Origin of the sequence: Caulobacter vibrioides (assembly GCF_002310375.3) — a bacterium.
Lineage (GTDB): Bacteria > Pseudomonadota > Alphaproteobacteria > Caulobacterales > Caulobacteraceae > Caulobacter > Caulobacter vibrioides_D.
The window spans coordinates 3,135,475-3,157,538 of the sequence record NZ_CP023315.3 but is presented as its reverse complement, the minus strand read 5'-3'; the positions used below and the strand labels follow the sequence as shown (position 1 = coordinate 3,157,538).

Annotated in this window: 22 protein-coding genes and 1 pseudogene; 18 read left to right on the top strand and 5 right to left on the bottom strand. The window is 67.1% G+C overall.

The genetic code is table 11. From position 1 onward, the window contains the following. Positions 1-12 precede the first annotated feature (12 nt). Entirely contained in the window at positions 13-783 is a 771-nt protein-coding gene (ygiD, locus tag CA606_RS14955; protein WP_096050395.1) for a 4,5-DOPA dioxygenase extradiol, read from the bottom strand. Between the two features lie 118 nt (positions 784-901). On the opposite strand from ygiD, the gene CA606_RS14950 reads away from it, so the two are divergent. The 5 genes and pseudogenes from CA606_RS14950 to CA606_RS14935 all read left to right on the top strand — a co-directional run bounded on the left by CA606_RS14950 (position 902) and on the right by CA606_RS14935 (position 5,588). Then, positions 902-2,068: an acyltransferase family protein gene (locus tag CA606_RS14950; RefSeq protein WP_181242906.1), complete on the top strand. Its 1,167-nt coding sequence runs from the start codon at positions 902-904 to the stop codon at positions 2,066-2,068. A 193-nt stretch (positions 2,069-2,261) separates the two neighbouring features. Beyond that, positions 2,262-2,648, top strand: coding sequence for a hypothetical protein (locus tag CA606_RS14945; RefSeq protein ID WP_096050397.1), 387 nt, complete (start codon positions 2,262-2,264; stop codon positions 2,646-2,648). Between the two features lie 284 nt (positions 2,649-2,932). Then, a pseudogene (locus tag CA606_RS20230) lies at positions 2,933-3,052 on the top strand (hypothetical protein); the annotation flags it as partial. A gap of 49 nt (positions 3,053-3,101) precedes the next feature. After that, the gene (locus CA606_RS14940; protein ID WP_096050398.1) at positions 3,102-3,875 is read left to right on the top strand and encodes a tyrosine-protein phosphatase; all 774 of its coding nucleotides are present in this window, start codon (positions 3,102-3,104) and stop codon (positions 3,873-3,875) included. A 258-nt stretch (positions 3,876-4,133) separates the two neighbouring features. Continuing rightward, a complete protein-coding gene (locus CA606_RS14935; protein ID WP_181242610.1) occupies positions 4,134-5,588 on the top strand; it encodes an MFS transporter in 1,455 nt (484 codons plus the stop codon). Between the two features lie 507 nt (positions 5,589-6,095). Here the strand turns inward: CA606_RS14935 and CA606_RS14930 are convergent. Continuing rightward, the gene (locus tag CA606_RS14930; RefSeq protein WP_181242609.1) at positions 6,096-7,229 is read right to left on the bottom strand and encodes a hypothetical protein; all 1,134 of its coding nucleotides are present in this window, start codon (positions 7,227-7,229) and stop codon (positions 6,096-6,098) included. A 204-nt stretch (positions 7,230-7,433) separates the two neighbouring features. Between CA606_RS14930 and pabB the strand changes: the two genes are divergently transcribed. The 3 genes from pabB (at position 7,434) to CA606_RS19775 (ending at position 10,249) form a co-directional block, all read left to right on the top strand. After that, positions 7,434-8,762, top strand: coding sequence for an aminodeoxychorismate synthase, component I (gene pabB, locus CA606_RS14925; RefSeq protein WP_096050399.1), 1,329 nt, complete (start codon positions 7,434-7,436; stop codon positions 8,760-8,762). Next, on the top strand, positions 8,759-9,514 hold the full coding sequence (locus CA606_RS14920; protein ID WP_096050400.1) for an aminotransferase class IV: 756 nt from the start codon (positions 8,759-8,761) through the stop codon (positions 9,512-9,514). The genes pabB and CA606_RS14920 overlap by 4 nt, the downstream gene beginning before the upstream one ends. A 228-nt stretch (positions 9,515-9,742) precedes the next feature. Beyond that, on the top strand, positions 9,743-10,249 hold the full coding sequence (locus tag CA606_RS19775; protein ID WP_097563468.1) for a hypothetical protein: 507 nt from the start codon (positions 9,743-9,745) through the stop codon (positions 10,247-10,249). A gap of 166 nt (positions 10,250-10,415) precedes the next feature. On the opposite strand, the gene CA606_RS14910 is transcribed toward CA606_RS19775, so the two are convergent. The 3 genes from CA606_RS14910 to CA606_RS14900 all read right to left on the bottom strand — a co-directional run bounded on the left by CA606_RS14910 (position 10,416) and on the right by CA606_RS14900 (position 12,046). After that, positions 10,416-10,970, bottom strand: coding sequence for a TadE/TadG family type IV pilus assembly protein (locus CA606_RS14910; RefSeq protein ID WP_096050402.1), 555 nt, complete (start codon positions 10,968-10,970; stop codon positions 10,416-10,418). Beyond that, entirely contained in the window at positions 10,967-11,518 is a 552-nt protein-coding gene (locus CA606_RS14905; RefSeq protein ID WP_096053763.1) for a TadE/TadG family type IV pilus assembly protein, read from the bottom strand. The genes CA606_RS14910 and CA606_RS14905 overlap by 4 nt, the downstream gene beginning before the upstream one ends. 102 nt (positions 11,519-11,620) lie before the next feature. Beyond that, positions 11,621-12,046, bottom strand: a complete 426-nt coding sequence (locus tag CA606_RS14900; protein WP_096050403.1) for a pilus assembly protein N-terminal domain-containing protein — start codon at positions 12,044-12,046, stop codon at positions 11,621-11,623. Between the two features lie 317 nt (positions 12,047-12,363). On the opposite strand from CA606_RS14900, the gene CA606_RS14895 reads away from it, so the two are divergent. The 10 genes from CA606_RS14895 to CA606_RS14850 all read left to right on the top strand — a co-directional run bounded on the left by CA606_RS14895 (position 12,364) and on the right by CA606_RS14850 (position 22,055). Then, on the top strand, positions 12,364-12,543 hold the full coding sequence (locus tag CA606_RS14895; protein ID WP_062095805.1) for a Flp family type IVb pilin: 180 nt from the start codon (positions 12,364-12,366) through the stop codon (positions 12,541-12,543). Positions 12,544-12,731: 188 nt separating this feature from the next. Then, entirely contained in the window at positions 12,732-12,911 is a 180-nt protein-coding gene (locus tag CA606_RS14890; protein ID WP_096050404.1) for a Flp family type IVb pilin, read from the top strand. 169 nt (positions 12,912-13,080) lie between these two features. After that, positions 13,081-13,593 carry an A24 family peptidase gene (locus CA606_RS14885; RefSeq protein WP_096050405.1) on the top strand — a complete coding sequence of 171 codons (513 nt, stop codon included), beginning with the start codon at positions 13,081-13,083 and terminating at the stop codon, positions 13,591-13,593. 189 nt (positions 13,594-13,782) lie between these two features. After that, positions 13,783-14,676, top strand: a complete 894-nt coding sequence (gene cpaB / locus CA606_RS14880; RefSeq protein WP_096050406.1) for a Flp pilus assembly protein CpaB — start codon at positions 13,783-13,785, stop codon at positions 14,674-14,676. Next, positions 14,673-16,328, top strand: a complete 1,656-nt coding sequence (locus CA606_RS14875) for a type II and III secretion system protein family protein (RefSeq protein ID WP_096050407.1) — start codon at positions 14,673-14,675, stop codon at positions 16,326-16,328. Before cpaB ends, CA606_RS14875 begins: the two co-directional genes overlap by 4 nt. A 9-nt stretch (positions 16,329-16,337) precedes the next feature. Continuing rightward, complete coding sequence (locus CA606_RS14870) at positions 16,338-17,015, top strand: CpaD family pilus assembly protein (RefSeq protein WP_096050408.1); 678 nt, start codon at positions 16,338-16,340, stop codon at positions 17,013-17,015. After that, positions 17,015-18,568 (top strand): pilus assembly protein CpaE, encoded by a 1,554-nt coding sequence (gene cpaE / locus CA606_RS14865; protein WP_096050409.1) that lies wholly within the window; start codon positions 17,015-17,017, stop codon positions 18,566-18,568. Before CA606_RS14870 ends, cpaE begins: the two co-directional genes overlap by 1 nt. Continuing rightward, a complete protein-coding gene (locus CA606_RS14860; protein ID WP_096050410.1) occupies positions 18,569-20,077 on the top strand; it encodes a CpaF family protein in 1,509 nt (502 codons plus the stop codon). It abuts the gene before it with no gap. 3 nt (positions 20,078-20,080) lie between these two features. Continuing rightward, the gene (locus tag CA606_RS14855; protein WP_096050411.1) at positions 20,081-21,058 is read left to right on the top strand and encodes a type II secretion system F family protein; all 978 of its coding nucleotides are present in this window, start codon (positions 20,081-20,083) and stop codon (positions 21,056-21,058) included. 13 nt (positions 21,059-21,071) lie between these two features. Beyond that, entirely contained in the window at positions 21,072-22,055 is a 984-nt protein-coding gene (locus tag CA606_RS14850) for a type II secretion system F family protein (protein ID WP_096050412.1), read from the top strand. Positions 22,056-22,064: the final 9 nt, after the last annotated feature.

Sequence of the window (22,064 nt, the reverse complement as noted above, 5' to 3'; positions counted from 1 at the left end):
GGGGCGCTCGCCTCACCCCACCTGCACCCCCGTCATCGAGATCGCCGCAAACACATCGTCGGTGAAGAAGCTCACCGGCTCGCCCGGCGTCTGGGCGCCCAGCACGTAGAGTAGCGGCAGGTAGTGTTCAGCGCTGTTGATCGAGGCCTCGGCGTCGGGGCCGAGGGTGCGCCAGTCGATCAGCGGGTCGTGGTCGCCGGCCAGGATCAGCTGCTTGGCGGTCTCGTTGAAGCGATCGGCCCAAGGCGGGGCTTCGGGGCGGCGGAAGTCGGCGGCGCGCAGGTTGTGGACGATGTCGCCGCTGCCCATGATCAGCACGCCCTCGTCGCGCAGCGGGGCCAGGCGCCGGCCGGCCTCGTAGTGCCAACGGTCGCTGCGGTCGCGATCGAGGCTCAGCTGGACGACGGGAATGTCCGCGTCCGGATACATCGGGGCCAGCACGCCCCAGGCGCCGTGGTCGAGGCCGCGCGTCGGGTGCTGGACCACCGTGTCGGGCGCCAGCAGGTCGGCCACCCGCGCCGCCAGGTCCGGGTCGCCCGGCGCCGGATAGCGCACATCGAACAGGGCCTGTGGGAAGCCGAAGAAGTCGTGGATCGTCTCGGGCGCGGCCGCCGCGCTGACCGCCGAGGCGCCGCGCGTCTCCCAATGGGCGCTGACCATCAGGATGGCCTTGGGGCGGGGCAGCTCACGCCCCAGCCGCGCCCAGTCGCGGCGCCAGGCGTTGTCCTCGATGGCGTTCATCGGCGAGCCGTGGCCGACGAAGAGAACGGGCATGCGGGACATGGCGATGCTGCCTTTTAGAAACAACTTCAGTTGCAGATAGTGTCCGCGACGCCATAGCGCAAGACGAGGGTTCGGGAGACGGCTTCCGCCTCCGGACGGGCTTTGCTATGCGGCCATGGTGACCGCCGCGCCGCCCCAGATTCCCTCCGACGGGACCCCCGTTGCGACCGAGCCGACGGCTCAGTCGGTGAGCCATGTTTCGGGCAAGGAAAACGTGCGGGGCGGGGCGCTGGATTTCCTGCGCTTTCTCGCCTCGCTGCTGATCGTCGTCTACCACTATGGCGCCGAGAGCCCGATGCGGATCGAGCGCTTCGCTCAGGTGTTCTCGCGCGGCTTTCTGGCCACCGACTTCTTTCTCATCTTGTCGGGCTATGTGCTGGGCCGGGCCTATGGCGCCTCGACCCTGAGCGGGCGGCTGAGCACGCCGCAGTTCTGGGTGCGTCGCGCCGCGCGCGTGTGGCCTGGGCACCTGGCGGTGCTGGCCATGCTGGCGGTGCTGGTCGTGGTGCTGAACGCCATCGGCACCGACGCCCACAAGCCCAGCCGCTTCGCCTGGGACCAGATGGTTCCGCAGGCCCTGCTGATCCACGCCTGGGGCTTCCCCAGCGACGGTTGGAACCTGCCCAGCTGGAGCCTGTCGGCGCTGATCATCTGCTATGCCCTGTTCCCCAGCTTCTGGCGCGCGGTCAGCAAGATCCGCCACGCCTGGCTTCTGCCGCTGCTGGGTCTGGTGATCCTGGCCGCGTTCGAGGTGCTGGCCGAGACGGTGTTCGACCAGGGGCTGGCGGACCTGCGGTTCCAGTTCGGCGTGGTGCGGGCCCTGCCGCTGTTCATCCTGGGCGTCTGTCTGGCGCGTACCGTCGACATGCGCTGGCCCTCGGAAGGCGCGGCCCACGCCCTGCTGTGGGGCGGGGTGGCTTTGCTGGTCATCACCCAGCCGCTGGACCGCTACGCCTTGCCCGATCCGCTGCTGTTCGACGCGCCCTCGCTCCTGGCCATCGCCATGATCGTGCTGGGCGCCGGCCGCCTGCCGGTCAAGCGTCCGCAGCGGTGGATCGAGGAGGGCGCCAAGCTGTCGTTCGCCCTGTTCATCACCCACATCTTTGTCGGCGTGATCTACTGGAGCGCGGTGCACAAGCTGATCGACACCGTGCCGATCGGCATCGGCTGGCAGTGGCTGATGTGGCTGGCCGGCTTCCCCCTGGCCTATGGCGGGGCGTGGCTGTTCCACCGCTATATCGACCAGCCGCTGCAGGACCGCATCCAGCCGTTGTTGCGGCGGTAGGGGGTTTTCTCCTGGTGTCATCCCGGCCGGAGCGCGTCGCGCGTAGAGCCGGGACCCAGGGGCGACTGGCACTGAGTTCTTTCACCCCCTGGGTCCCGGGTCGGCTGCGCCGCCCGGGATGACACGCTTTTTGGGGGACAGCGCCCAGCCATCCACCGCTACACTTGCTGCGTAACAGCGTTATCGATCGCCGTTGGAGACGCCCATGCTGGCCGTGATGCTCGCCCTTTCCCTGCAGACGGCGACCCCGCCAGGGCCGCTCGCTGGAGACTGGGTCGTCGACCTGTCGGCCACGCCGTCGGAGCCCTACTACAAGGGCATGACGCTGAAGCTCGAAGCCGACGGTACCGTGACCGGCAGCTTCTATGACAGCGAGATCCTGGCCGGTCGCTGGAAGACCGCCGGCGGCCGCACCTGCGCCAGCTTCCGCACCACCGATGGCGCGGGGCCCTATCACACCAGCGTCTGCCAAGGCTCCGGTGGCCTGGAGGGCCAGACCTGGGCCGAGCACCGCAACTTCGTCTTCCTGTGGCGCGCCAAGCCAGCGACCGCCGAGGACCGCAAGGCGAAATGGTGGTGAGGCAGTTTCGAGCTAGTCCAGCATCGATAGAATGTCCTTCGATGCTAGTAGCTCAAGTTCAGCTTTTCCAGCATTCTTGTAAGGGTGTGAATGGAGGTTTCAATCTCTTCCAAATTGACTCCACGGAGTCGAAAAGCATTCAAAAAGTAGATCTCGTCTTCTAGGCGATCTCGGGCAGACATTTTTACAAAATCTCCTGATGGCCAATCCGCAACGTAGAGATTGCAGGGGGAATTATTTAAATTATAGCGTTTGTTTTTGATGGCGGCAACCTCGCTCGATTAGCCCCCTCCGTCTCGTCGCGTATCCGCGCCGATCCACCTCCCCCGCAAGCGGGGCAGGAGGGGAGCGGCGTCCTCCTCACCCGTGCAACGGGGGAGGTGTCGCGCGGCAAGGCCGCGTGACGAAGGGGGCGCTTTCCAGCCGCGCGCCCATTCGATAAGTCACCTGCCCATGACCAGACTGATCCCCCTGCAAGGCGTCGAGAATTTCCGTGACTTCGGCGACTACGCCGCCGGCGAAGGGCGGTTGAAGAAGGGCGTCCTGTTTCGCGCCGCCCACCAGGCCGAGGCGACCGAGGCGGACCTCGCGCACCTGGCCTCGCTGGGCATCGCCACCCTGGTGGACCTGCGCCGCCCCAACGAGCGCGAGCGCGCGCCGTCGCGGCGGTGGGACGGCTTTTCGGCCCAGGTGATCGACAATGATCTCGGCATCACCGGCGAGGATCCCTGGCACACCTTCCTCAAGGAGTCGGATCTGTCGCTGGAGTCGATCCACGACTACATGGACGAGTACTACCGCCGCGCGCCGTTCAAGGAACGGCACCTGGATCTGTTCAGCCGCTACTTCCAGGCGGTGGCCAGGGGCGAGGGCGCGGTGCTGATCCACTGCGCGGCGGGCAAGGACCGCACCGGCATCCTGGCGGCCCTGACTCATCATATCGCGGGCGTCTCGGACGACGACGTCATCGACGACTACCTCCTGACCAACGACCCGACCCGCTTCGAGCGGCGCGGCCACATCTTCCTGAACAACATCTTCGAGATGACCGGCAAGCGACCCACCGAGGCGGCGATGCGCGCGGCCATGGGCGTCGAGGCCCGCTACCTGGCGGCGGCCTTCGCCGCGATCAAGGATCAGTACGGCTCGCTGGACGGCTACCTGGAAAACGCTGTGGGCCTGGACGCGGCGACGCGCGAGGCGGTGGCGGCGCATATTCTGCTTTAGGGTCCGAAGCCTCCGACCTCCCCGGCGACACGTCAGTGCGGCGAAGCCAATGCCGGGGCCCAGATCGAACCCGCTGACGTCGTCGTGCCTGCTCGGACAGCGAGCGGGCCCACCCAAACCGCTCCGGATGAATCTGGGCCCCGGCGTTCGCCGGGGAGTCGGGAGTGGGCCGCCCCAATCGGTAAGGTGACAAACACCCGTTTAACCGCCAACCTCGCCTGACGGTCCCGCCAGAGGACTGTTCTTGGGGGTTAGGGTATGAGTGAGTTGGCGGGGACGCCTCCGGGCTTGAGCGATGTCGCCGGCGCGGAGGGGCGGGAAGACGTTCTCACGCCGCCGCCGACCGGCAAGCTCTCCAAGGGTGCGCTGAGCTGGATCCTGCACCAGGGCACGCGCGACCCCTATGTGATCCTGGTCACCATCTATGTGTTCGCGCCGTACTTCTCGCGGGTGCTGATCGGCGATCCGGTCAAGGGCCAGGCGACGGTGGCCGACATCTCCACCACCTATGGCCTGCTGACCGCGCTGCTGGCGCCGATCCTGGGCGCCTCGATTGAGCGGTATGGCCCGCGCAAGCCGCTGATGGCGCTGGGCCTGGCGATCATGGTCCCGCTGTTGTTCGGCCTCTGGTGGGCCACGCCCGGTGCGCTGCCGGTGGGGCTGATCGGAGCGTTCCTGATCATCCTGGGCGTCGTCTACAATTGCGGCGACGTGCTGCAGAACTCGCTGCTGTCGCGCGCCGCCGAGAAGGGCCAGGAGCCGGTGCTGTCGGGCCTCGGCTATGCGGTCGCCAACGGCCTGTCGGTGGCGCTGCTGATCTTCGTGATGTGGGCCTTCGTGCTGCCCGGCCAGGTGTCGTGGTCGTTCGTACCGGCCGGCCCGCTGTTTGGCCTCAGCCAGGCCGACCATGAGCCCAGCCGGATCGTCGGACCGCTGGCCGGAGCGGTGATGCTGCTGGGCGCGATCCCGTTCTTCCTGTGGACGCGCGATGCGCCGCGCACTGGGGTGTCGTTCGTCGCCTCGCTGAAGGAAGGCGTGAAGCTGCTCATCGACACCTTCAGAAACCTCAAGGGCCACGCCGACGTCGCCAAGTTTCTCGGCGCGCGGATGCTGTATTGCGACGGCATGACCGCCCTGTTGATCTTTGGCGGTCTGTTCGCGGCGGGGCTGATGAAGTGGGGCGAGCTGGAGATGCTGGCCTACGGAATCTCGCTGTCGATCTTCGGGGTGCTGGGCGGGCTGATCGCGCCGTGGCTGGACAAGACCCTCGGCCCCCGACGGGCGGTTCAGCTGGAGGTCGGGATCTGTATTCTCGTGCTGCTCGGCACGCTGGGCATGGGCCGCGAGAAGATCCTGTTCTTCTGGACCTGGGACGCGGCCACCCATCCCGCCGTCTGGAACGGCCCGTTGTTCCGCACCTTGCCGGAGCTGATCTATCTGGGCCTTGGCCTGCTGATCGCCGTCTTCGTCACCGCGCAGTACGCCTCGAGCCGCACCCTGCTGGTGCGCCTGGCCCCGCCCGACCGGATGGCGGCGTTCTTTGGCCTGTTCTCGCTGTCGGGCACGGCGACCATGTGGGTCGGCTCGCTGCTGGTCGCCCTGGCCACCAAGATGTTCGCCAGCCAGGTGGCCGGCTTCATCCCGATCGCTGTCCTGCTGGCGCTGGGACTGTTGGGGCTATTCACGGTTAAGGGCGGGGGACGGGAGAGCTGAGGGGGGGGCTCCGGCCGCTGCTTCGCGGTCCCCCTCCGTCGGGAATAAGGAGAATAGACCGACATTGGCAAACGGTGGGGTGGCGCTTTCGGTAGAGACTAGGGTGTAACCGGTCTGGCGGGAACAGCTTCCATAACCGCTCTGAAGACAGGATCCGCGCGCTTGAATTGACGAGCACTGACTCATCGATTCAGCAAGAGAGCCTCTTGACTAAGATGGCAGCGGCCCATCTTCGCGACGTTTCGGCGCAAGGCTCAAAGATCGTGGGCGCAGCCCAGTCTGAGACGTGTGCGCCGCTGTGCGCTTTACGGAATCACTATGGCCTAATGCGTAGTCAACGCCGCGGGGGCAAGTCGACATCCGGCGCAGATGCCGCCCCGCATACTACGTTCATACTTAGTTGCGGCCCGATCGACGGGGCGCCGATTAGCCTGACCGACAATCCGACTTCCCTACTCCCGGAAAGCTGGATTGTGGTCGGAACAAGCTAAGATGGCCCGCCTACATTCACGCTTTGATGTCCTGAGGTTGAGCTGATGTGGCGGCTGGTTTCCGTACTAGAAGGTCAACAAACCAAAGGATCGCCGCGTCTTTTACGGCTTTAATTTTTGGAAAGCGGCGCTGGAATAGAACCCATACAAGCGTCGCAGCGATAGCTGCGGGGATTACGATAAGGCCGGCCCAACCAGATTTAGGGGCAGCGATAGATATAGCGGCTAGGAACAAGTTACCGACAAAGAAGTATGAAAAAGTATTGCCGCCTACGATTGTAATCGCGTCTTGAATATGGCGCTGCCGGACAATGGAGATGGACATTGCGGCGCAAAATAATGGCAGCATCGATACTATGCCGTAGGCAAAGTAATAGGGAGAATTGTGGTTTCTGAATTGCGAGATATCGGTGATGCCGTTCGCGAACTTGTCCGGCCCTAAGGACAACAAGCCCCAGGCCACGACAGAGGCGGCTGTCACGATAGAGGCTACTAGAGCTACAAGGCCGGATCTCACGTGTGAGCGGCTAAAATAGGTTCCGGCGCACATGCCGACGAGGACTAAACCCACAGAGTGTACCAGAGACGGTCCGCGAAGCCCGCCTATGCCGAGTAGCGCGCCCCATTCTGTCAGTGGCGCGGCCAGTGGGCGGCTTGCGGCAAACAGCACATGATATCCCCCGATAAGTACGATCGGGATGGCGTAGCCGATAGGGCCAAGGCGCTGGCGAAGCAATAGAAGCGCTGGAACTGCTAGGAGCAGCAGGCTATAAAGCCGGTATATCTCGAAATTAGTTACTGGTTCCGCAAGTACAACTTGATTGAAAAACGTTGGAATATCATTCTTTACAATCATAAGTGCAGCGGCCAGCGTAAGTGCAAGATAGCACTCAATAGATCTGTGTATTGTCCGCCTTATTGCATCGCGCGGGCTTCTATCGAAGCGCCTTGTGTAAGCAATTTCAATCATAATCCCAAACAGTATAAGCAGTGTGGGCGTTGCGGTTCGGGTCATGAGCTTAAGCGCTTGCCCAGACCCTGTTCCTGAATAAAGTTCAAGCGTCAGTGCGGCGTGTGAAAACAGCGCAAAAGTGACACCTATAAAGCGCAGACAATCCAGCACATATATGCGCTGAGTTTCGGTTGCCATAAATCCCCCTTGAAGGCTGGCCCCCAAAGCCTGACCTTCCTGTGTTTTTCAAAGCTATCATCAAGCATTCAGATTGACCATTGTCGCTGCTGAAATACGAACTTCGCTTCGCGACGCCCTCCCTTCGAATGTTCAGAACGGGGACATCCATGAGAGAGGGGCCTCGCACTGGCCTAGCCCCGTCGAGCCCGCTATCACCACGCCATGCGGCATGTCGCTCTCCTCACCGCCCCGTGGCGCGAGCCGGTCTGGGCGTTGGCGCCCTTTCGGGACGAGCCTTACGCCTGCGCGCTGGTCACCGGCGGGGCGGGGCGGTGGTCGTATCTGTTGCGGGCGCCGGACGCGACGCTGAGTCTGTCGGACACTGACAGCGCCGACCCCTTCACGGCTCTCGCCGAACTGGTCGGCCCCCGCCTGCCGACCTATCCCGACGGTCCGCCGTTCCAGGGCGGTGTCGTGGGTCTGGGCGCCTATGAGCTGGGCGATCGGGTCGAGGACCTGGGGCTTTCGCGCACCGACTGGCCGGACCTGACCTGCGCCCGCTACGCCGCCGTGCTGGCCTTCGACCATCACACCCGTCAGGTGATCGCCGTGGGGCGCGGCGAGTCCGAGGCCGAGGCGGACGCGCGCGCTCGCGACGCCCTGGCCTGGCTGGAGGTCGCCGCAGCCGAGCGCGCCGAACCCGCCGGCCCGCTCTGCGCCGATCTCGTCGCCAGCGACGCCGCCGCCTACGAGACCGCCGTGGCGCAGGTGGTCGAGCGGATCGTCGGGGGCGAGATCTTCCAGGCCAATATCGCCCGCGCCTGGACGGGGCGGCTGGCGACGGGCGTTGATCCGTTCGACTTGTTCGTGCGGCTGCGCCAGCAGAGCCCCGCGCCGTTCTCGGCCTATTGGCGCCTGCCCGGCCGGGCGCTGGTCTCCAACTCGCCCGAGCGGTTCCTGAAGCTGGACCCGTCCGGCGCGATTCAGACCCAGCCGATCAAGGGCACGCGCCCCCGGGGGCGCGACGCCGCCGAGGACCACGCCCTGGCCGCCGAGCTGCTGGCCAGTGACAAGGACCGGGCCGAGAACCTGATGATCGTCGACCTGATGCGCAACGACCTGGCCCGGGTCTCGCCGGCCGGCAGCGTGCGCGCGCCCACCCTGTTCGCGGTCGAGAGCTTCGCCAATGTCCATCACCTGGTCTCGACCGTCACCGCGCGCCTAGCGCCGGGGCGCGGCGTCGCCGACCTGCTGCGGGCCAGCTTCCCGCCGGGCTCGATCACCGGCGCGCCCAAGGTGCAGGCCATGAAGGTGATCGCCGCGCTTGAGCCGCCGCGCGGGCCCTATTGCGGCAGCCTGTTCTGGGCCGGGGTCGATGGCGCGTTCGACTCCAGCGTGCTGATCCGCACCGTCGGCCTTGTTCAGGACAGCCGGGGCTGGCGGCTGGAGGCCCGGGCGGGGGCGGGGATTGTCGCCGACAGCGACCCGCGCGGCGAGCGCCTGGAGACCGAGGCCAAGATCGCGGCCCTGCAAAAGGCGCTCACCCAATGACCACGCCGGACGCCGTCCCGCTGAACGACCGGGGCCTGCTGCTGGGCGATGGGCTGTTCGAGACCCTGCTGGCCGTCGACGGGGTGATCGCGCACCTGCCGGCCCATCTTGACCGGATGGCCGCCGGCTGCGCGGTCTTGGGGCTGTCGTTTGATCGCGACGCGGCCCAGCGCGTGGCCCTGGGCGCCGCGCCCGGGGCGGGACGCTTTGCGGTGCGCCTGACCCTGACCGCCGGCTCCGGCGGGCGGGGGCTGGATCGACCGGACGCGCCGACGCCACGTCTGTTCGCCACCGCCGCGCCCTCGACGCCGGTCACGACGCCCGCCGCGCTGATCGTGGCGACCACCCGCCGCAACGAAGGCTCGCCGGCCTCGCGCCTGAAGACCCTGGCCTATCTCGACAACGTCCTGGCGCGGGCCGAGGCGCGGAGCGCCGGGGCCGACGAGGCGGTGATGCTGAACAATCGCGGCGAGATCGCCTGCGCGAGCGCGGCGAACCTGGTCTGGCTGGCGGACGGGCGGCTGTTCACGCCGCGCCTCGACTGTGGCGTGCTGGCGGGGATCACCCGCGCGCGCCTGCTGGCGGCCGAGCCGGTCGAGGAGGTCGCGGTCGGGATCGAGGCGCTGGCCCGCGCCGAGGCGGTGGTCCTGACCAACAGCCTGATCGGGGCGCGGCCGGTGTCACGGCTGGGCGATCGGGCGCTGCCCGCGCATGGGCTGGCGGCGCGGCTGAACGCGATCTTGGAGTCCTAGGGGCCCTCTGCGATCGGGCTTCCTATCCGGCGCCCACTTTCGGCGTCGCGTCCTAGTGGATCGAATAAGACGCTTGGAACCGCCGCTGGCGCGCCCAGGGCGGACGAAGCGGGGCGAGCCTTCCGCCCGTAAGCGGACCTCGCCAGAGTCGCGGAAGGGTGGTTATCCGACATTGACGGCGTCGCGCCTGTCTCTAGTTTCCTCGAATAATGAGCCTGCCCGAGAATATTGACTGGCGATCGCTTGCTAACCAGCTTGGCCTTATTAGGTCGACGGAAGGGGGGGGCCGAGTCCGGAGGCGCACGTGCTGGGCTCGAAGCGCTTGAGAAACTGCTGGGTGCTGACGCGATACGGGCTAGCGTTGACTACTACATTTCCGGAGAGCCGGGTTCTGAACTGGCGCGCTCGGTGCTGTGGCTACTGCATCCCCGCTCGGCGATGGATCGGTGCCATCAAATCTATTTGGAGGCAGATCAGGTTGAGGATCGGCGAGCAGCCGTCGAACTCCTGCGCGTCGTAGCCGATAGCCACGCGCTGCAGTGGATTCCGCTATATCTGAACGACCCGGACGACCAGACACAGATGTGGGGGATTGGTATTGTCGATCAGCTCTTGACCTCAAGCCTCGTAAATTTCGAAGACTGTGCAGCAATCGTGACCGTCGCCGCGTCGCACCCGAACGAGCATGTTCGTGAGAAGGCCACCTGGATTCGCACAAATCTGACGAGGTTATGACGCCAGCAACGCACCGCTCCGTCTTCCAGACGAGCGTCCGACTAGCGGACGTCGTTACGTTCCGCTCAGGGTCGCTTCTCCCCGTTGGCTTCGGGGCATGAAGCGGACGTTCGAGTTTGCGACCGCCAGGTGCGACCTGCGCGATTCAATCGTAAGATTTTGAGCTCTAGTTCAACGTCGACCAGATGACCGCGTCCACCTTGCGCGGGCGCAGGTAGAAGGTGCGCTGGAAGGTGATGGTGGTCGGCAGCACCAGCTTGATCGGCGAGGCGTAGGCGTAGCTGGCGCGGGCCAGGATGACGCTCTGGCTGGCCGGGAGCACGCCGACGGGCACATTGGTCAGCACCGCGCCCTGGGCCGGGCAGTTGGTCATCCCGCTGGCCGACGCCCGCGACCAGGCCACGGTGTCGCGGCCGGTCGAGTCCGAGGTCACGCTGGCGACGCACATCTTCAGCGGCGCGGTGGGGAAGGGCGCCATGATGATCGAGCCGATCGTGAAGACGTCGGTCATCTTGTTGGGACCCGTCTGGCTGCTCTGGGCCACCAGGTCGCCGATCTGCGAGGCGATGTTCGACAGCCGCCGCTGGGCCATCATCGCCTGGGTCACCTCGGCGAGGCCGCAGTACATGATGATCATCACGGGCGCGATCAGGGCGAACTCGACGGCCGAGACGCCGCGCTTGTCGCGCCAGAAGCCGGAGAGGGGGCGACGGCGGCTCATTGGTCGTAGGGCTCGTTGGTGAACGAGGTGGCCGCGTAGATGATCCGGTTGCCGTTCGAGTTTTGCAGGCCGGTGTTCAGCATCGGGGTGATCAGCGGCCAGGTGTAGTAGGCGCGCACCAGAACGATGGAGCCGGCCACGCCGGGGTTCCAGTTCATCGTGGTCGGCACCGTGGTGTTGGTCGCCGAGGTGGTGCCGGTCGCGTAGTCGGTGAAGGTGCGCACATCGATGCGCAGCGCGGTCAAGCACTTGGAGCCCAGCCAGTTCATGCGGTTGCAGACGGCGGTCTTGAAGGCGTTCGCGTCGCTGCCGGCGGTCTGGACCTGGCCGGTGCGGATGGTGCGGCCGGCGTCGATCACCGCGCTTTCGAGCGTGATGGAGACCAGGAACACCAGGCCCAGCTCGATGATGGCGAACAGCAGCATCAGGAACGGGATGGCCACCAGGGCGAACTCGACGGCGGTCGCGCCTTCGTCGGCGCGCGCGAAACGGCCGGCCGAACGAGCCAGCCGTAGACGTGCGCGGGCGATGAGGGAGCGTGAAGCCATGCGGCGAGCCATCCTGCTTTCACCAGCACGCTAGTCGAACGATCCTAACTACAGGTTAGGACGCGCGTGTACGTGAGGGGCGCGGACAGGCCGGGCTCTTGCCTACGGCGCGCCGGCGCCCAGGCGCGTGCACTGGGCGGCGCAGGCGTAGTTGCTGGCCGTGGCGCCGCGATAGACGGTGACGCCGCCGCCGCCGTTCTCGGAGACCACCACCTGACGGTCGGCCAGCGGGCGGCCGCCGGGGCCGAAGGCCAGCAGGCTGGTCACGCCGGGCCGCTTGCCCAGCACCACGAGGGTGCGGTCGTTGACGACGCTGACATCGGCGATGCTGGGGTCGCCCACCACGATGTCTCGCACCGGGCCCGTGAGGCTCACATACGAGGCCTGGCCGGCGGAGACGGGTAGGTCCACCGACACGGCGCCGGTCGCGCTCGTCGCCGAAACCGGCGCGACCGCCAGGGTCTGAGCCCCCGCGGCGGCGCCCGAAAGGGTCGCGAAGGCGGCGATGACGAGGGAGAGACGACGCATGAGGGTTTCCGATCCCGGATCCGAACAGCCCCCAAGATCACTTTGTTTGGTCAACAAAAGACTAAAATCCACAGACGTGCGGCCAAGCGTCGCTTGAGAAAGTTGTTGAATCAAAAGGGCTTGAGCGTGCTCGCGGCGTGCATGGTTAAGAACAAATAACGGTAAATACAAATAAACCAAAATAAAATCGCCGGAAACTATTCGCTGTTTACTGGCCATTAAGTGCAGTCGGCGAAATTGATCGTGTTTTCGGGGGTGAGCAAGTCGAACGGCTTGAGAGCCTCAAATCAACTAGCTCTGGTTTAGGAGACCAAGTCATGACCAAGTTCGTCACTCGCTTCCTGAAGGATGAATCCGGCGCCACGGCCATCGAATATGGCCTGATCGTCGCCCTGATCGCCGTGGTCATCGTGACCGCTGTCACGACCCTCGGCACCAAGCTGAACCTCGCCTTCACGAAGGCCGGTACGGCGGTGTCGACGGCGGCTGGCACCTAAGCCACCCGCGCCACGCTCGAAAAGAAGAGGGTCGAGGCTAACCGCCTCGGCCCTTTTCTTTGTTCCGAACCCTGCGAAGACGCGGCCGACGCTCAGGCGTTACTGTGGTTTAACCACAAAGTCTCACCAAGACTTCATGGCCCGAAAGTACATTTCAGGTTGTGACTTCAACCTTGGAGAGCGTTCCTATGACGCGCCTGCTCAAAGCCTTCGCCCAAGACGAATCCGGCGCCACCGCCATCGAATACGGCCTGATCGTCGCCCTGATCGCCGTGGTCATCGTGACCGCCGTCACGACCCTCGGGACCAAGCTGGACCTTGCCTTCACGAAGGCCGGCACGGCGGTGTCGACGGCGGCGGGCACCTAAGCCGCCCGCGCTACGCTCGACGATACGCTCGAAAACAAGAGGGTCGAGGCTAACCGCCTCGGCCCTTTTCTTTGTTCTGAATTCACAGTGAGTACTGGCGCGAAGAAACCATTGCTTCACGGGTGCGGCCCCAGAATGGGGTGAACGCAACAAGGCCCGTCTTGCCCCCATGCAGGCTCTCCAGATCCCGCTGCTGCTGGTCTTTCCGGCCCTGGCCATCGTCGGGGCGTTGAAGGACCTGACCAGCTACACGATCCCCAACTGGATCTCGCTGGCCCTGATCGCCGCCTTTGTTCCCGCCGCCCTGGTCAGCGGCGCGCCGCTGTCGCAGATCGGCCTGTGCCTGGCCGTCGGCCTCGGCGCCCTGGTGCTGGGCATGGGGATGTTCGCCGCCGGCTGGATCGGCGGGGGCGACGGCAAGCTGTTCGCCGTCTGCGCCCTGTGGCTGGGCTGGCCGGCGGTCTTGCCGTTCATGCTCTACACGGGCCTGGCGGGCGGCGCCCTGACCTTCGCCATCCTGGCCCTGCGCTCGGGGTGGATCGCCCCGGCCGTGGCGGGTGGTCCGGCCTGGCTGCGCAAACTGGGGACGACGGGCGGTGACCTGCCCTATGGCGTGGCCATCGCCATCGGCGCCCTGGCGGCCTTCCCGCAAGGCGCCCTGGCCCGGGGAATCCTGGGTTGAGCCACGCTCAAAGCTGACTCCTGGCGCGACAGCCTGTCGCGCGATCGATCCACGTCCCGAGCAAAACTTTTAGCAGGCGTTAACCATGCGGCGGCCACCATGGGGCGTGGCCAGAAAGGCTGACTGACGAATCGTGCGCGCTCGCCGGACCGGCGGCCGTGCGGCTCACCCTAGAGTTCCAGCCTGCTCATGAGCCCCGTTCGCCTATTGATCGTCCTGATCGCCGCGGTGTCGGCCATCGGCCTGGCCGTGGTGCTGCAGCGCGCCCTGGGCGGCCAGCCGGCCAAGCCCACCGGCCTGGTCGAGGGCGCCGGCGCGCCGACCGCGCAAGGCAAGCCGATGACCCAGGTCCTGGTCGCCAAGCGTGACCTGCCCGTCGGCACGCGCCTGGTCGCCGCCGATGTGGGCTGGCAGGCCTGGCCCAGTGATTCGATCAATGCGGCCTTCATCACCAACGGCGCCGCTCCCGCCACGCCCGACGGCAAGGTCGATGCGGCCAAGGCGGCCGTCGCCGCCACCGCCGACCAGATGATCGGCGGCGATCCGGCCAAGGTGGTCGAGGGCGCGATCGTTCGCGACCCGATCCTGGTCGGCGAGCCCATCACCCCCCGCAAGATCGTGCGGGGCGGCGAGGGCGGTTATCTCTCGGTGGTCCTGACGCCCGGCAAGCGCGCCATGTCGGTCTCGGTCACCTCCGACACCGCCGTCGGCGGCTTCATCCTGCCGGGCGATCGCGTCGACGTGCTGTCGACCCGCGACGCCCCGGCCGCTGGCGACGCCGGCGGCAAGGTCATGATCGCCGAGACCGTGCTGCAGAACATCCGCGTGCTGGCGCTCGACCAGGCCACGGCCGCCGAGAAGGACGCCAAGTCGATCGTCGCGGCCACCGCCACCCTCGAGGTCGGCCCCGTCGAGGCCGAGACCCTGGCCCGCGCCAAGGCTGGCGGCCCCATCACCCTGGCCCTGCGCGCCTACACCGACATGGGCGGCCCGTCGGGCGTGACCCGCCCGGTCGCCGGCGACGACTCCTCCGTCCGCATCAACCGCGGCGGCCAGACCACCAGCGTGGCGGTGCGCCCATGAGCCGCCCGGCGCCAGCCTCCTCCGTGAAAGCCTCCATGTCCGCTTCGCGTCGCTTCCTGACGGTTTCCGCCGCCGCCCTGCTGGCGCTGGCCCCGGCCGCGCCGGTCTTGGCCGATGGCCCCCTCGGTGGGTCGCACACCTACCGCCCGCCCGCCCGCGTGACCCGTGCGCCCGCCGCGCCGCCCGCGCCGGTGATGATGCGCGCCGAGGATCAGGTCGCCCGCATCGTCATGACCGCCGACCAGACCGCCGCGACGCTGGAGCTGGCCAAGGGCAAGTCGGCCATCGTCGAGCTGCCCAGCGAGGTCCGCGACCTTCTGGTGACCAATCCGCAGATCGCCGACGCGGTGCTGCGCGACAAGCGCCGCATCTACATTGTGGGCCTGGCCGAAGGCACGACCGACGCGGCCTTCTTCGACGCCGCCGGCCGCCGGATCCTGTCGCTGAGCATCCGGGTCAGCCAGCCCGTCGACCAACTGGCCGCCACCCTGGGCAAGATCATGCCCGACGCCAAGATCACCGTCTCGCCCATCCGCGACAGCGTGGTGCTGAGCGGCGTGGTCCGCAGCGCCGCGGAGGCCGAGGGCGCCGCCCGGATCGCCGCCCAGTTCGTGGGCTCGGCGGACAAGGTGCTGAACATGATCAGCGTCGCCGGCAAGGACCAGGTGATGCTGCAGGTCCGCATCGTCGAGGTGCAGCGCAATGTCATCAAGCAGCTGGGCGTCGACCTCAACGCGGTGATCGGCCAGCTGGGCGAGACGCAGTACACCTTCGGCATGGCGCCCAGCTATGGCGTCAATGGCAGCCTGCTGGGCGGCATCACGGGCGGCTACAAGGCCGACACCACCAAGCAGCCGCAGGTGATGCGTTATAACCCCATCACCGACGCCTACGACCTGCCGGCGGTGGACCGCGAGAGCGACATCGCCACGGTCCAGAACACCGCCGGCAGCGCGGGCCTGAACTCGGCCAAGGGCATGATCCAGGCGTTCGAGCGCGTGGGTCTGGTGCGCACCCTGGCCGAGCCGAACCTGGCGGCGGTCTCGGGCGAGTCGGGCCAGTTCCTGGTCGGCGGCGAGTTCCCCGTCCCGACCGGCAGCGACCAGAGCGGCAAGGTGACCATCGAGTTCAAGCCCTACGGCGTCGGCCTTGGCTATACGCCGGTGGTGCTGTCGGGCGGCCGCATCTCGCTGAAGCTGTCGACCGAGGTGTCGGAGCTGACCAGCCTGGGCGCCTTCACCCTGAGCGCGGGGACGAACACCGCCCTGACCGTTCCGGGCCTGTCGGTGCGTCGCGTCGAAAGCACGGTCGAGCTGCCCTCCGGCGGCTCTCTGATGCTGGCGGGCCTGCTGCAGCAGACCACCAAGGAAACGATCGACTCGCTGCCGGGCATGACCAGCATGCCGATCCTGGGCTCGCTGTTCCGGTCGCGTGACTTCCTGAACAATCAGACCGAGCTGGTGATCATCATCACGCCTTACATCATCGACCCGACCAAGCCGCAGAACCTGCAGACGCCGGCCGATGGCCTGCGCTTTGCGGGCGACATGAGCACGGTGCTGCTGGGCCGGTTGAACAAGGTGGTCAAGGCGCCGGCCGGCGCCAATGCGGGGCGCGCCTATCAGGGCCCCGTGGGTTATGTGATCGAGTAGGACGCCGCCATGACGCTTCGCCTTCCCGTCAAGACCGTCCTCTTCGGCGCCGCCCTGCTGGGCCTGGCCGCCTGCGCCTCGACGCCGCCCGACCAGGGGCCCAGCAAGCTGGCCGCCACCGAGACCCAGCAGTGGATGGACCGCATCAAGGTCGACGCCGCGCCGGACGAGATCCTGCTGAAGCCGCACGCCGCGGGCCTGTCGGCCAACCAGTCGGCGGCCCTGGAAGCCCTGGTCTCGCGCTGGCTGGAGGCTGAGGGCCGCGAGATGGTGGTCACCGCGCCGCATACCGCCGGCGGCATGGCCATCCAGATCCGCGACCGCCTGGCCGCCCTGGGCGCCGGCTCGCGCGTGCGGGTCGTCGGCGTTGATCCAGCCAGCGCCGAGGAGGGCGCGATCCGCGTCGGCTTCGTCCGTTACGAGGCCCAGCCGATCAAGTGCGGCCAACGCTGGGAGAACCTGGCGGCGACCCGCGACAACACCGTGCACGAGAACTTCGGCTGCGCCATGGCGGCCAATATCGCCGCCCAGGTCGCCAATCCCGAGGACCTGATCCGGCCGCGCGACATGACCCCGGCCGATACGGGGCGCCGCGACACCGTGCTGGGCAAGTACCGCAAGGGCGAGATCACCAGCTCGGCCAAGGATGCGCAGGCCAGCGGCGCCGTCTCGAAGGCGATCCAGTAATGCGGCCGACCGACAACGACCCCTTCGATCTGGGCTTCGACGCCGCCGACGAGTTCACCACCGGCGCGGGCGATCCCTGGCGCTCGTCCGCCCCGTCGCTGACGCCGGCGGGCGGGTTCGAGGACCCGTTCGCCGACTTCCCGCCCGCGCGGCCCCGCGAGGACACGGCCCCGCCGGCCCGCTCGTCGCAGGTCGCCCCGCCGACTACGCGGCCTACGCCTCAGGCGCGACCGGCTCAGCCCCCCGCGCCGGCCCCTTCGGTCAACGACTATGATGACCGGTCGCTGGACATTCCCGCCGGGGCGTCCAGCGCGCCCGCGCCCGCCTATGACGAGCCGATCGCCGACAGCGGCCTGGGCGATGCGGTGATCCCGCGCATCACCATCCACGCCTTCTGCGCCCGGCCCGAGACCGCCGCCCTGATCGAGAAGGCCGCCGCCGACCGTCGGATGTCGCGCGCCGCTACCATCGTGCGCGACGGCGGGCTGGAAGCCGCAGTCGACTACTACCAGAACCAGCCCACGCCCTCGCTGGTGATGGTCGAGACCCTGGACGGCGCCCAGCGCCTGCTGCACCTGCTCGACAGCCTGGCCCAGGTCTGTGACCCGGGCACCAAGGTGGTCGTCGTGGGCCAGACCAACGACATCGCCCTTTATCGCGAACTGATGCGTCGGGGCGTCAGCGAATACCTGACCCAGCCGCTGGGGCCGCTGCAGGTGATCCGCGCGGTCGGCGCGCTGTACGCCGACCCCGCCGCGCCGTTCACCGGTCGCCAGATCGCCTTTGTCGGCGCCAAGGGCGGGGTGGGGGCCTCGACCCTGGCGCACAACTTCGCCTGGGCCATGGCCGAGAAGATGCAGACGGCGACCGTGCTGGTCGACCTGGATCTGGCCTTCGGCACCGCCGGCCTCGACTTCAACCAGGACCCGCTGCAAGGCGTGCTGGACGCCCTGAGCCAGCCCGACCGTCTGGACCCGGTGCTGATGGACCGGATGATGGTGCGCTGCGCCGACCGCCTGTCGCTGTTCGCCGCCCCGGCCTCGCTTGACGACGACTACGAGTTCGGCGCCGACGCCTTCGAGGAAGTCACCCAGAAGATCCGCGGCGCGGCCCCGTTCGTGGTGCTGGACCTGCCGCACGTCTGGAACGCCTGGAGCCGCCGGGTGCTGATCGGTTCGGATGAGCTGGTGGTGGTGGCCACGCCCGATCTGGCCAGCTTGCGCAACGCCAAGAACATCATCGACCTGGTCCGGGGCTCGCGTCCCAACGATGCGCCGCCGCGCCTCGTCTTGAACCAGGTGGGCGTGCCCGGTCGCCCGGAGATCCCGGTCAAGGACTTCGGCGAGGCGCTGGGCGTGCAGCCCTCGCTGGTGCTGCCCTTCGATCCCAAGCCCTACGGCCAAGCCGCCAACAACGGTCAGATGCTGGCCGAGGTGGCGCCCAAGTCCAAGGCCGCCGAGGGGCTGGAGCACCTGGCGCGGCTGATCAGCCGGCGCGAGCCGCCGCCGGCGCAAAAGACCTCGATGTTCTCGGGCCTGTTCAAGAAGAAGTAGATGTTCGGCAAGCGCGACACGTCAGCCTCCGGCGATCCCAAGGCCCCGCCCCCCGCTCCCGCGGGCGGCGCGACCATCGCCACGCGGCCGCAACGCGTCGAGCCGGCCCCGGCGGCGCCTGAGCCCAAGGCCCCCGCGCCCAAGGTCAATGGCCCCGCGCCCAAGGCGACGGCGGGCCTGGAGCAACTGCGCGCCGCCCAGGGCCAGCCGCAGACGGCCAACATCGTTCGTGAGCAGAGCGACTACTACCACGCCACCAAGACCACGATCTTCAACGCCCTGCTGAACACCATCGATCTGAGCCAGCTGGCCCAGCTTGACGTGAAGCAGGCGGGCGAGGAGATCCGCGACATCGTCGCCGAACTGGTGGCGATCAAGAACGTCTCGATGTCGGTGGCCGAGCAGGAGCACCTGGTCCAGGACATCATCAACGACGTCCTCGGCTATGGCCCGCTGGAGCCGCTGCTCAGCCGCGACGACATCGCCGACATCATGGTCAACGGCGCGCACCGGGTCTTCATCGAAGTGGGCGGCAAGGTCCAGCTGACCAATGTCCGCTTCCGCGACAATCTCCAGCTGATGAACATCTGCCAGCGGATCGTCAGCCAGGTCGGCCGGCGCGTCGACGAAAGCTCGCCGATCTGCGACGCCCGCCTGCCCGACGGCAGCCGCGTCAACGTGATCGCGCCCCCCTTGGCGCTGGACGGTCCGACCCTGACCATCCGGAAGTTCAAGAAGGACAAGCTGACCATGAAGAACCTGGTGGAGTTCGCCTCCATCAGTCCGGAAGGGGCGCGGGTTCTGGGGGTCATCGGCGCCTGCCGCTGCAACATCGTCATCTCGGGCGGCACCGGCTCGGGCAAGACGACGCTGCTCAACACCATGACCGCGTTCATCGACCCCACCGAGCGGGTCGTGACCTGCGAAGACGCCGCCGAACTGCAGCTGCAGCAGCCGCACGTGGTGCGCCTGGAAACCCGTCCGCCGAACCTGGAAGGCAGCGGCGCGGTGACCATGCGCGATCTGGTCAAGAACTGTCTGCGGATGCGTCCCGAACGGATCATCGTCGGCGAAGTCCGCGGGCCCGAGGCGTTCGACCTGCTGCAGGCCATGAACACCGGCCACGACGGCTCGATGGGCACGCTGCACGCCAACAGCCCGCGCGAGGCGATCAGCCGGATCGAGAGCATGATCACCATGGGCGGCTATGGCCTGCCGTCCAAGACCATCAAAGAGATGATCGTCGGCTCGGTCGACGTCATCATCCAGGCCGCCCGTCTGCGCGACGGCACGCGCCGCATCACCCACATCACCGAGGTCGTGGGTCTGGAAGGCGACGTGATCGTCACCCAGGACCTGTTCGTCTACGAGATCACCGGCGAGGACGAGAACGGCAAGGTCGTGGGCAAGCATCGCTCGACCGGCATCGCCCGTCCGCGCTTCTGGGATCGCGCCCGCTATTACGGCCTCGAGCGCGAACTGGCCGAAGCTCTGGACGCGGCGGAGTAGGCGATGCTGTTCGTCCTGGCCGGGATCCTGGGCTTCATCACCATCGCCGGTCTCGGCTTCGCGTTCGCGGGCGGCGACAGCGATACGACCAAGGCCGCCAAGCGCGCTCAGATCATCGCCAAGGGCGGCGAGCGCCAGGCCAGCGTCCGCGCCAAGGCCGCCGCCAACACGCCCGACGCCCGCCGCCAGGCCATCCTCAAGGCGCTGAAGGACCAGGAGCGCAAGCAGAAGAAGGCCTCGCTCAGCATCGCCGCCCGCCTGCAGGCCGCGGGCCTGGGCGAGAACGTCAAGATGTTCTGGATCGTCAGCGGGGTGCTGGGCCTGTTCGTGGCCATGATCATCCTGCTGCTGGGACAGTCGCCGCTGGTGGCTCTGGGCGCGGGCTTCGCGGCCGGCGCAGGCCTGCCGCGCTGGGTGCTGGGCTTCCTGGCCAAGGGCCGGACCCACAAGTTCACCGAGGCCTTCGCCGACGCCGTCGACATCATCGTGCGCGGTATCAAGTCGGGCCTGCCGGTCCACGACTGTCTGAAGATCATCGGCAAGGAGTGTCCCGAGCCCCTGGCCGGCGAGTTCCGCACCCTGACCGAGAACATCGCCATGGGCGTGCCGATGGATGCAGCCCTGGAGAAGATGTACGAGCGCATGCCGACCAACGAGCTGCGCTTCTTCTCGATCGTGCTGGCCATCCAGCAGAAGACCGGCGGCAACCTGGCCGAGGCCCTGGGCAATCTCTCCACCGTGCTGCGCGCGCGCAAGCTGATGAAGGAGAAGATCAAGGCCCTGTCGGCCGAAGCGGTCGCCTCGGCCTTCATCATCGGCTGCCTGCCGCCGGGCGTCGTCACTCTGATCAGCGTCACCTCGCCGGCCTACATGGCCCCGATGTTCGCCGACCCGCGCGGCCACCTGATGCTGCTGGCCAGCGCCGTCTGGATGAGCATCGGCATCTTCGTGATGCGCAACATGATCAACTTCAAGTTCTGAGGGGGAGGGCCGAATGTCGTTAGTCGAGACCCTGACCAATCCCTCGAACGTGCTGACGGCGTTCATCGCCGTGGTCGTGTTCGCCACCATCATCACCCTGGCCTCGCCGGTGATGCGCGACAACAACCTGGAAGGCCGCCTTAAGTCGGTGGCCAACCGTCGCGAGGAGCTGCGCCGCCGCTCGCGCCAGTCCATCTCCACGCGCACCACCGGCACGGCCGGCGGCAGCCTGCGGCACCAGGACGAAGGCCTCTACAAGAACGTCGTCGACCGTCTGCAGCTGTCGCGGCTGCTGGAGGATCCCAAGGTGGTGGAAAAGCTGGCCCAGGCCGGCTTTCGCGGGCCCAAGCCTGTCAGCACCTTCTACTTCTTCCGGTTCGCCATGCCGTTCGCCTTCGCGGCGGGCGCGGCCTTCTATCTTTATCTGATCAACGACTTTGGCCTGCTGCCGATCCAGAAGATGTGCGCCTGCGTGGCGTTCCTGGCCTTCGGCTACTACGCGCCCAACGTCTACATCACCAACGTCGCCCAGAAGCGCCGCGAGTCGATCGTGGCGGCGTTCCCCGACGCGCTGGACCTGCTGCTGATCTGCGTCGAGAGCGGCATGTCGATCGAAGCGGCCATCCAGAAGGTCGGGGCCGAAGTGGGCGCTTCGTCCATGGAGCTGGCCGAGGAGCTCAGCCTGCTGACCGCCGAGCTGTCGTACCTGCCCGACCGGCGCCTGGCCTATGAGAACCTCGCCCGCCGCACCAACCATCCCGGCATCAAGTCGGTGGCCACCGCGATGATCCAGGCCGAGCGCTACGGCACGCCGCTGGGCACCGCGCTGCGCGTCATGGCCAAGGAGAACCGCGAGCTGAGGCTCTCGGCCGCTGAAAAGAAGGCCGCCGCCTTGCCGGCCCAGCTGACCGTGCCGATGATCCTGTTCTTCCTGCCCGTGCTGTTCGTCATGATCCTGGGCCCGGCGATCATGAAGGTGCAGGACGCCTTCAAGTAGAGTTCCTGG

Coding starts and splice junctions, on each gene's coding strand:
- ygiD (WP_096050395.1), bottom strand. CDS start 783: ATGTCCCGCATGCCCGTTCTCTTCGTCGGCCACGGCTCGCCGATGAAC.
- CA606_RS14940 (WP_096050398.1), top strand. CDS start 3,102: ATGACCAGACTGATCCCCCTGCAAGGCGTCGAGAATTTCCGTGACTTC.
- CA606_RS14935 (WP_181242610.1), top strand. CDS start 4,134: ATGAGTGAGTTGGCGGGGACGCCTCCGGGCTTGAGCGATGTCGCCGGC.
- CA606_RS14930 (WP_181242609.1), bottom strand. CDS start 7,229: ATGGCAACCGAAACTCAGCGCATATATGTGCTGGATTGTCTGCGCTTT.
- pabB (WP_096050399.1), top strand. CDS start 7,434: ATGCGGCATGTCGCTCTCCTCACCGCCCCGTGGCGCGAGCCGGTCTGG.
- CA606_RS14920 (WP_096050400.1), top strand. CDS start 8,759: ATGACCACGCCGGACGCCGTCCCGCTGAACGACCGGGGCCTGCTGCTG.
- CA606_RS14910 (WP_096050402.1), bottom strand. CDS start 10,970: ATGAGCCGCCGTCGCCCCCTCTCCGGCTTCTGGCGCGACAAGCGCGGC.
- CA606_RS14905 (WP_096053763.1), bottom strand. CDS start 11,518: ATGGCTTCACGCTCCCTCATCGCCCGCGCACGTCTACGGCTGGCTCGT.
- CA606_RS14900 (WP_096050403.1), bottom strand. CDS start 12,046: ATGCGTCGTCTCTCCCTCGTCATCGCCGCCTTCGCGACCCTTTCGGGC.
- CA606_RS14895 (WP_062095805.1), top strand. CDS start 12,364: ATGACCAAGTTCGTCACTCGCTTCCTGAAGGATGAATCCGGCGCCACG.
- CA606_RS14890 (WP_096050404.1), top strand. CDS start 12,732: ATGACGCGCCTGCTCAAAGCCTTCGCCCAAGACGAATCCGGCGCCACC.
- CA606_RS14885 (WP_096050405.1), top strand. CDS start 13,081: ATGCAGGCTCTCCAGATCCCGCTGCTGCTGGTCTTTCCGGCCCTGGCC.
- cpaB (WP_096050406.1), top strand. CDS start 13,783: ATGAGCCCCGTTCGCCTATTGATCGTCCTGATCGCCGCGGTGTCGGCC.
- CA606_RS14875 (WP_096050407.1), top strand. CDS start 14,673: ATGAGCCGCCCGGCGCCAGCCTCCTCCGTGAAAGCCTCCATGTCCGCT.
- CA606_RS14870 (WP_096050408.1), top strand. CDS start 16,338: ATGACGCTTCGCCTTCCCGTCAAGACCGTCCTCTTCGGCGCCGCCCTG.
- cpaE (WP_096050409.1), top strand. CDS start 17,015: ATGCGGCCGACCGACAACGACCCCTTCGATCTGGGCTTCGACGCCGCC.
- CA606_RS14860 (WP_096050410.1), top strand. CDS start 18,569: ATGTTCGGCAAGCGCGACACGTCAGCCTCCGGCGATCCCAAGGCCCCG.
- CA606_RS14855 (WP_096050411.1), top strand. CDS start 20,081: ATGCTGTTCGTCCTGGCCGGGATCCTGGGCTTCATCACCATCGCCGGT.
- CA606_RS14850 (WP_096050412.1), top strand. CDS start 21,072: ATGTCGTTAGTCGAGACCCTGACCAATCCCTCGAACGTGCTGACGGCG.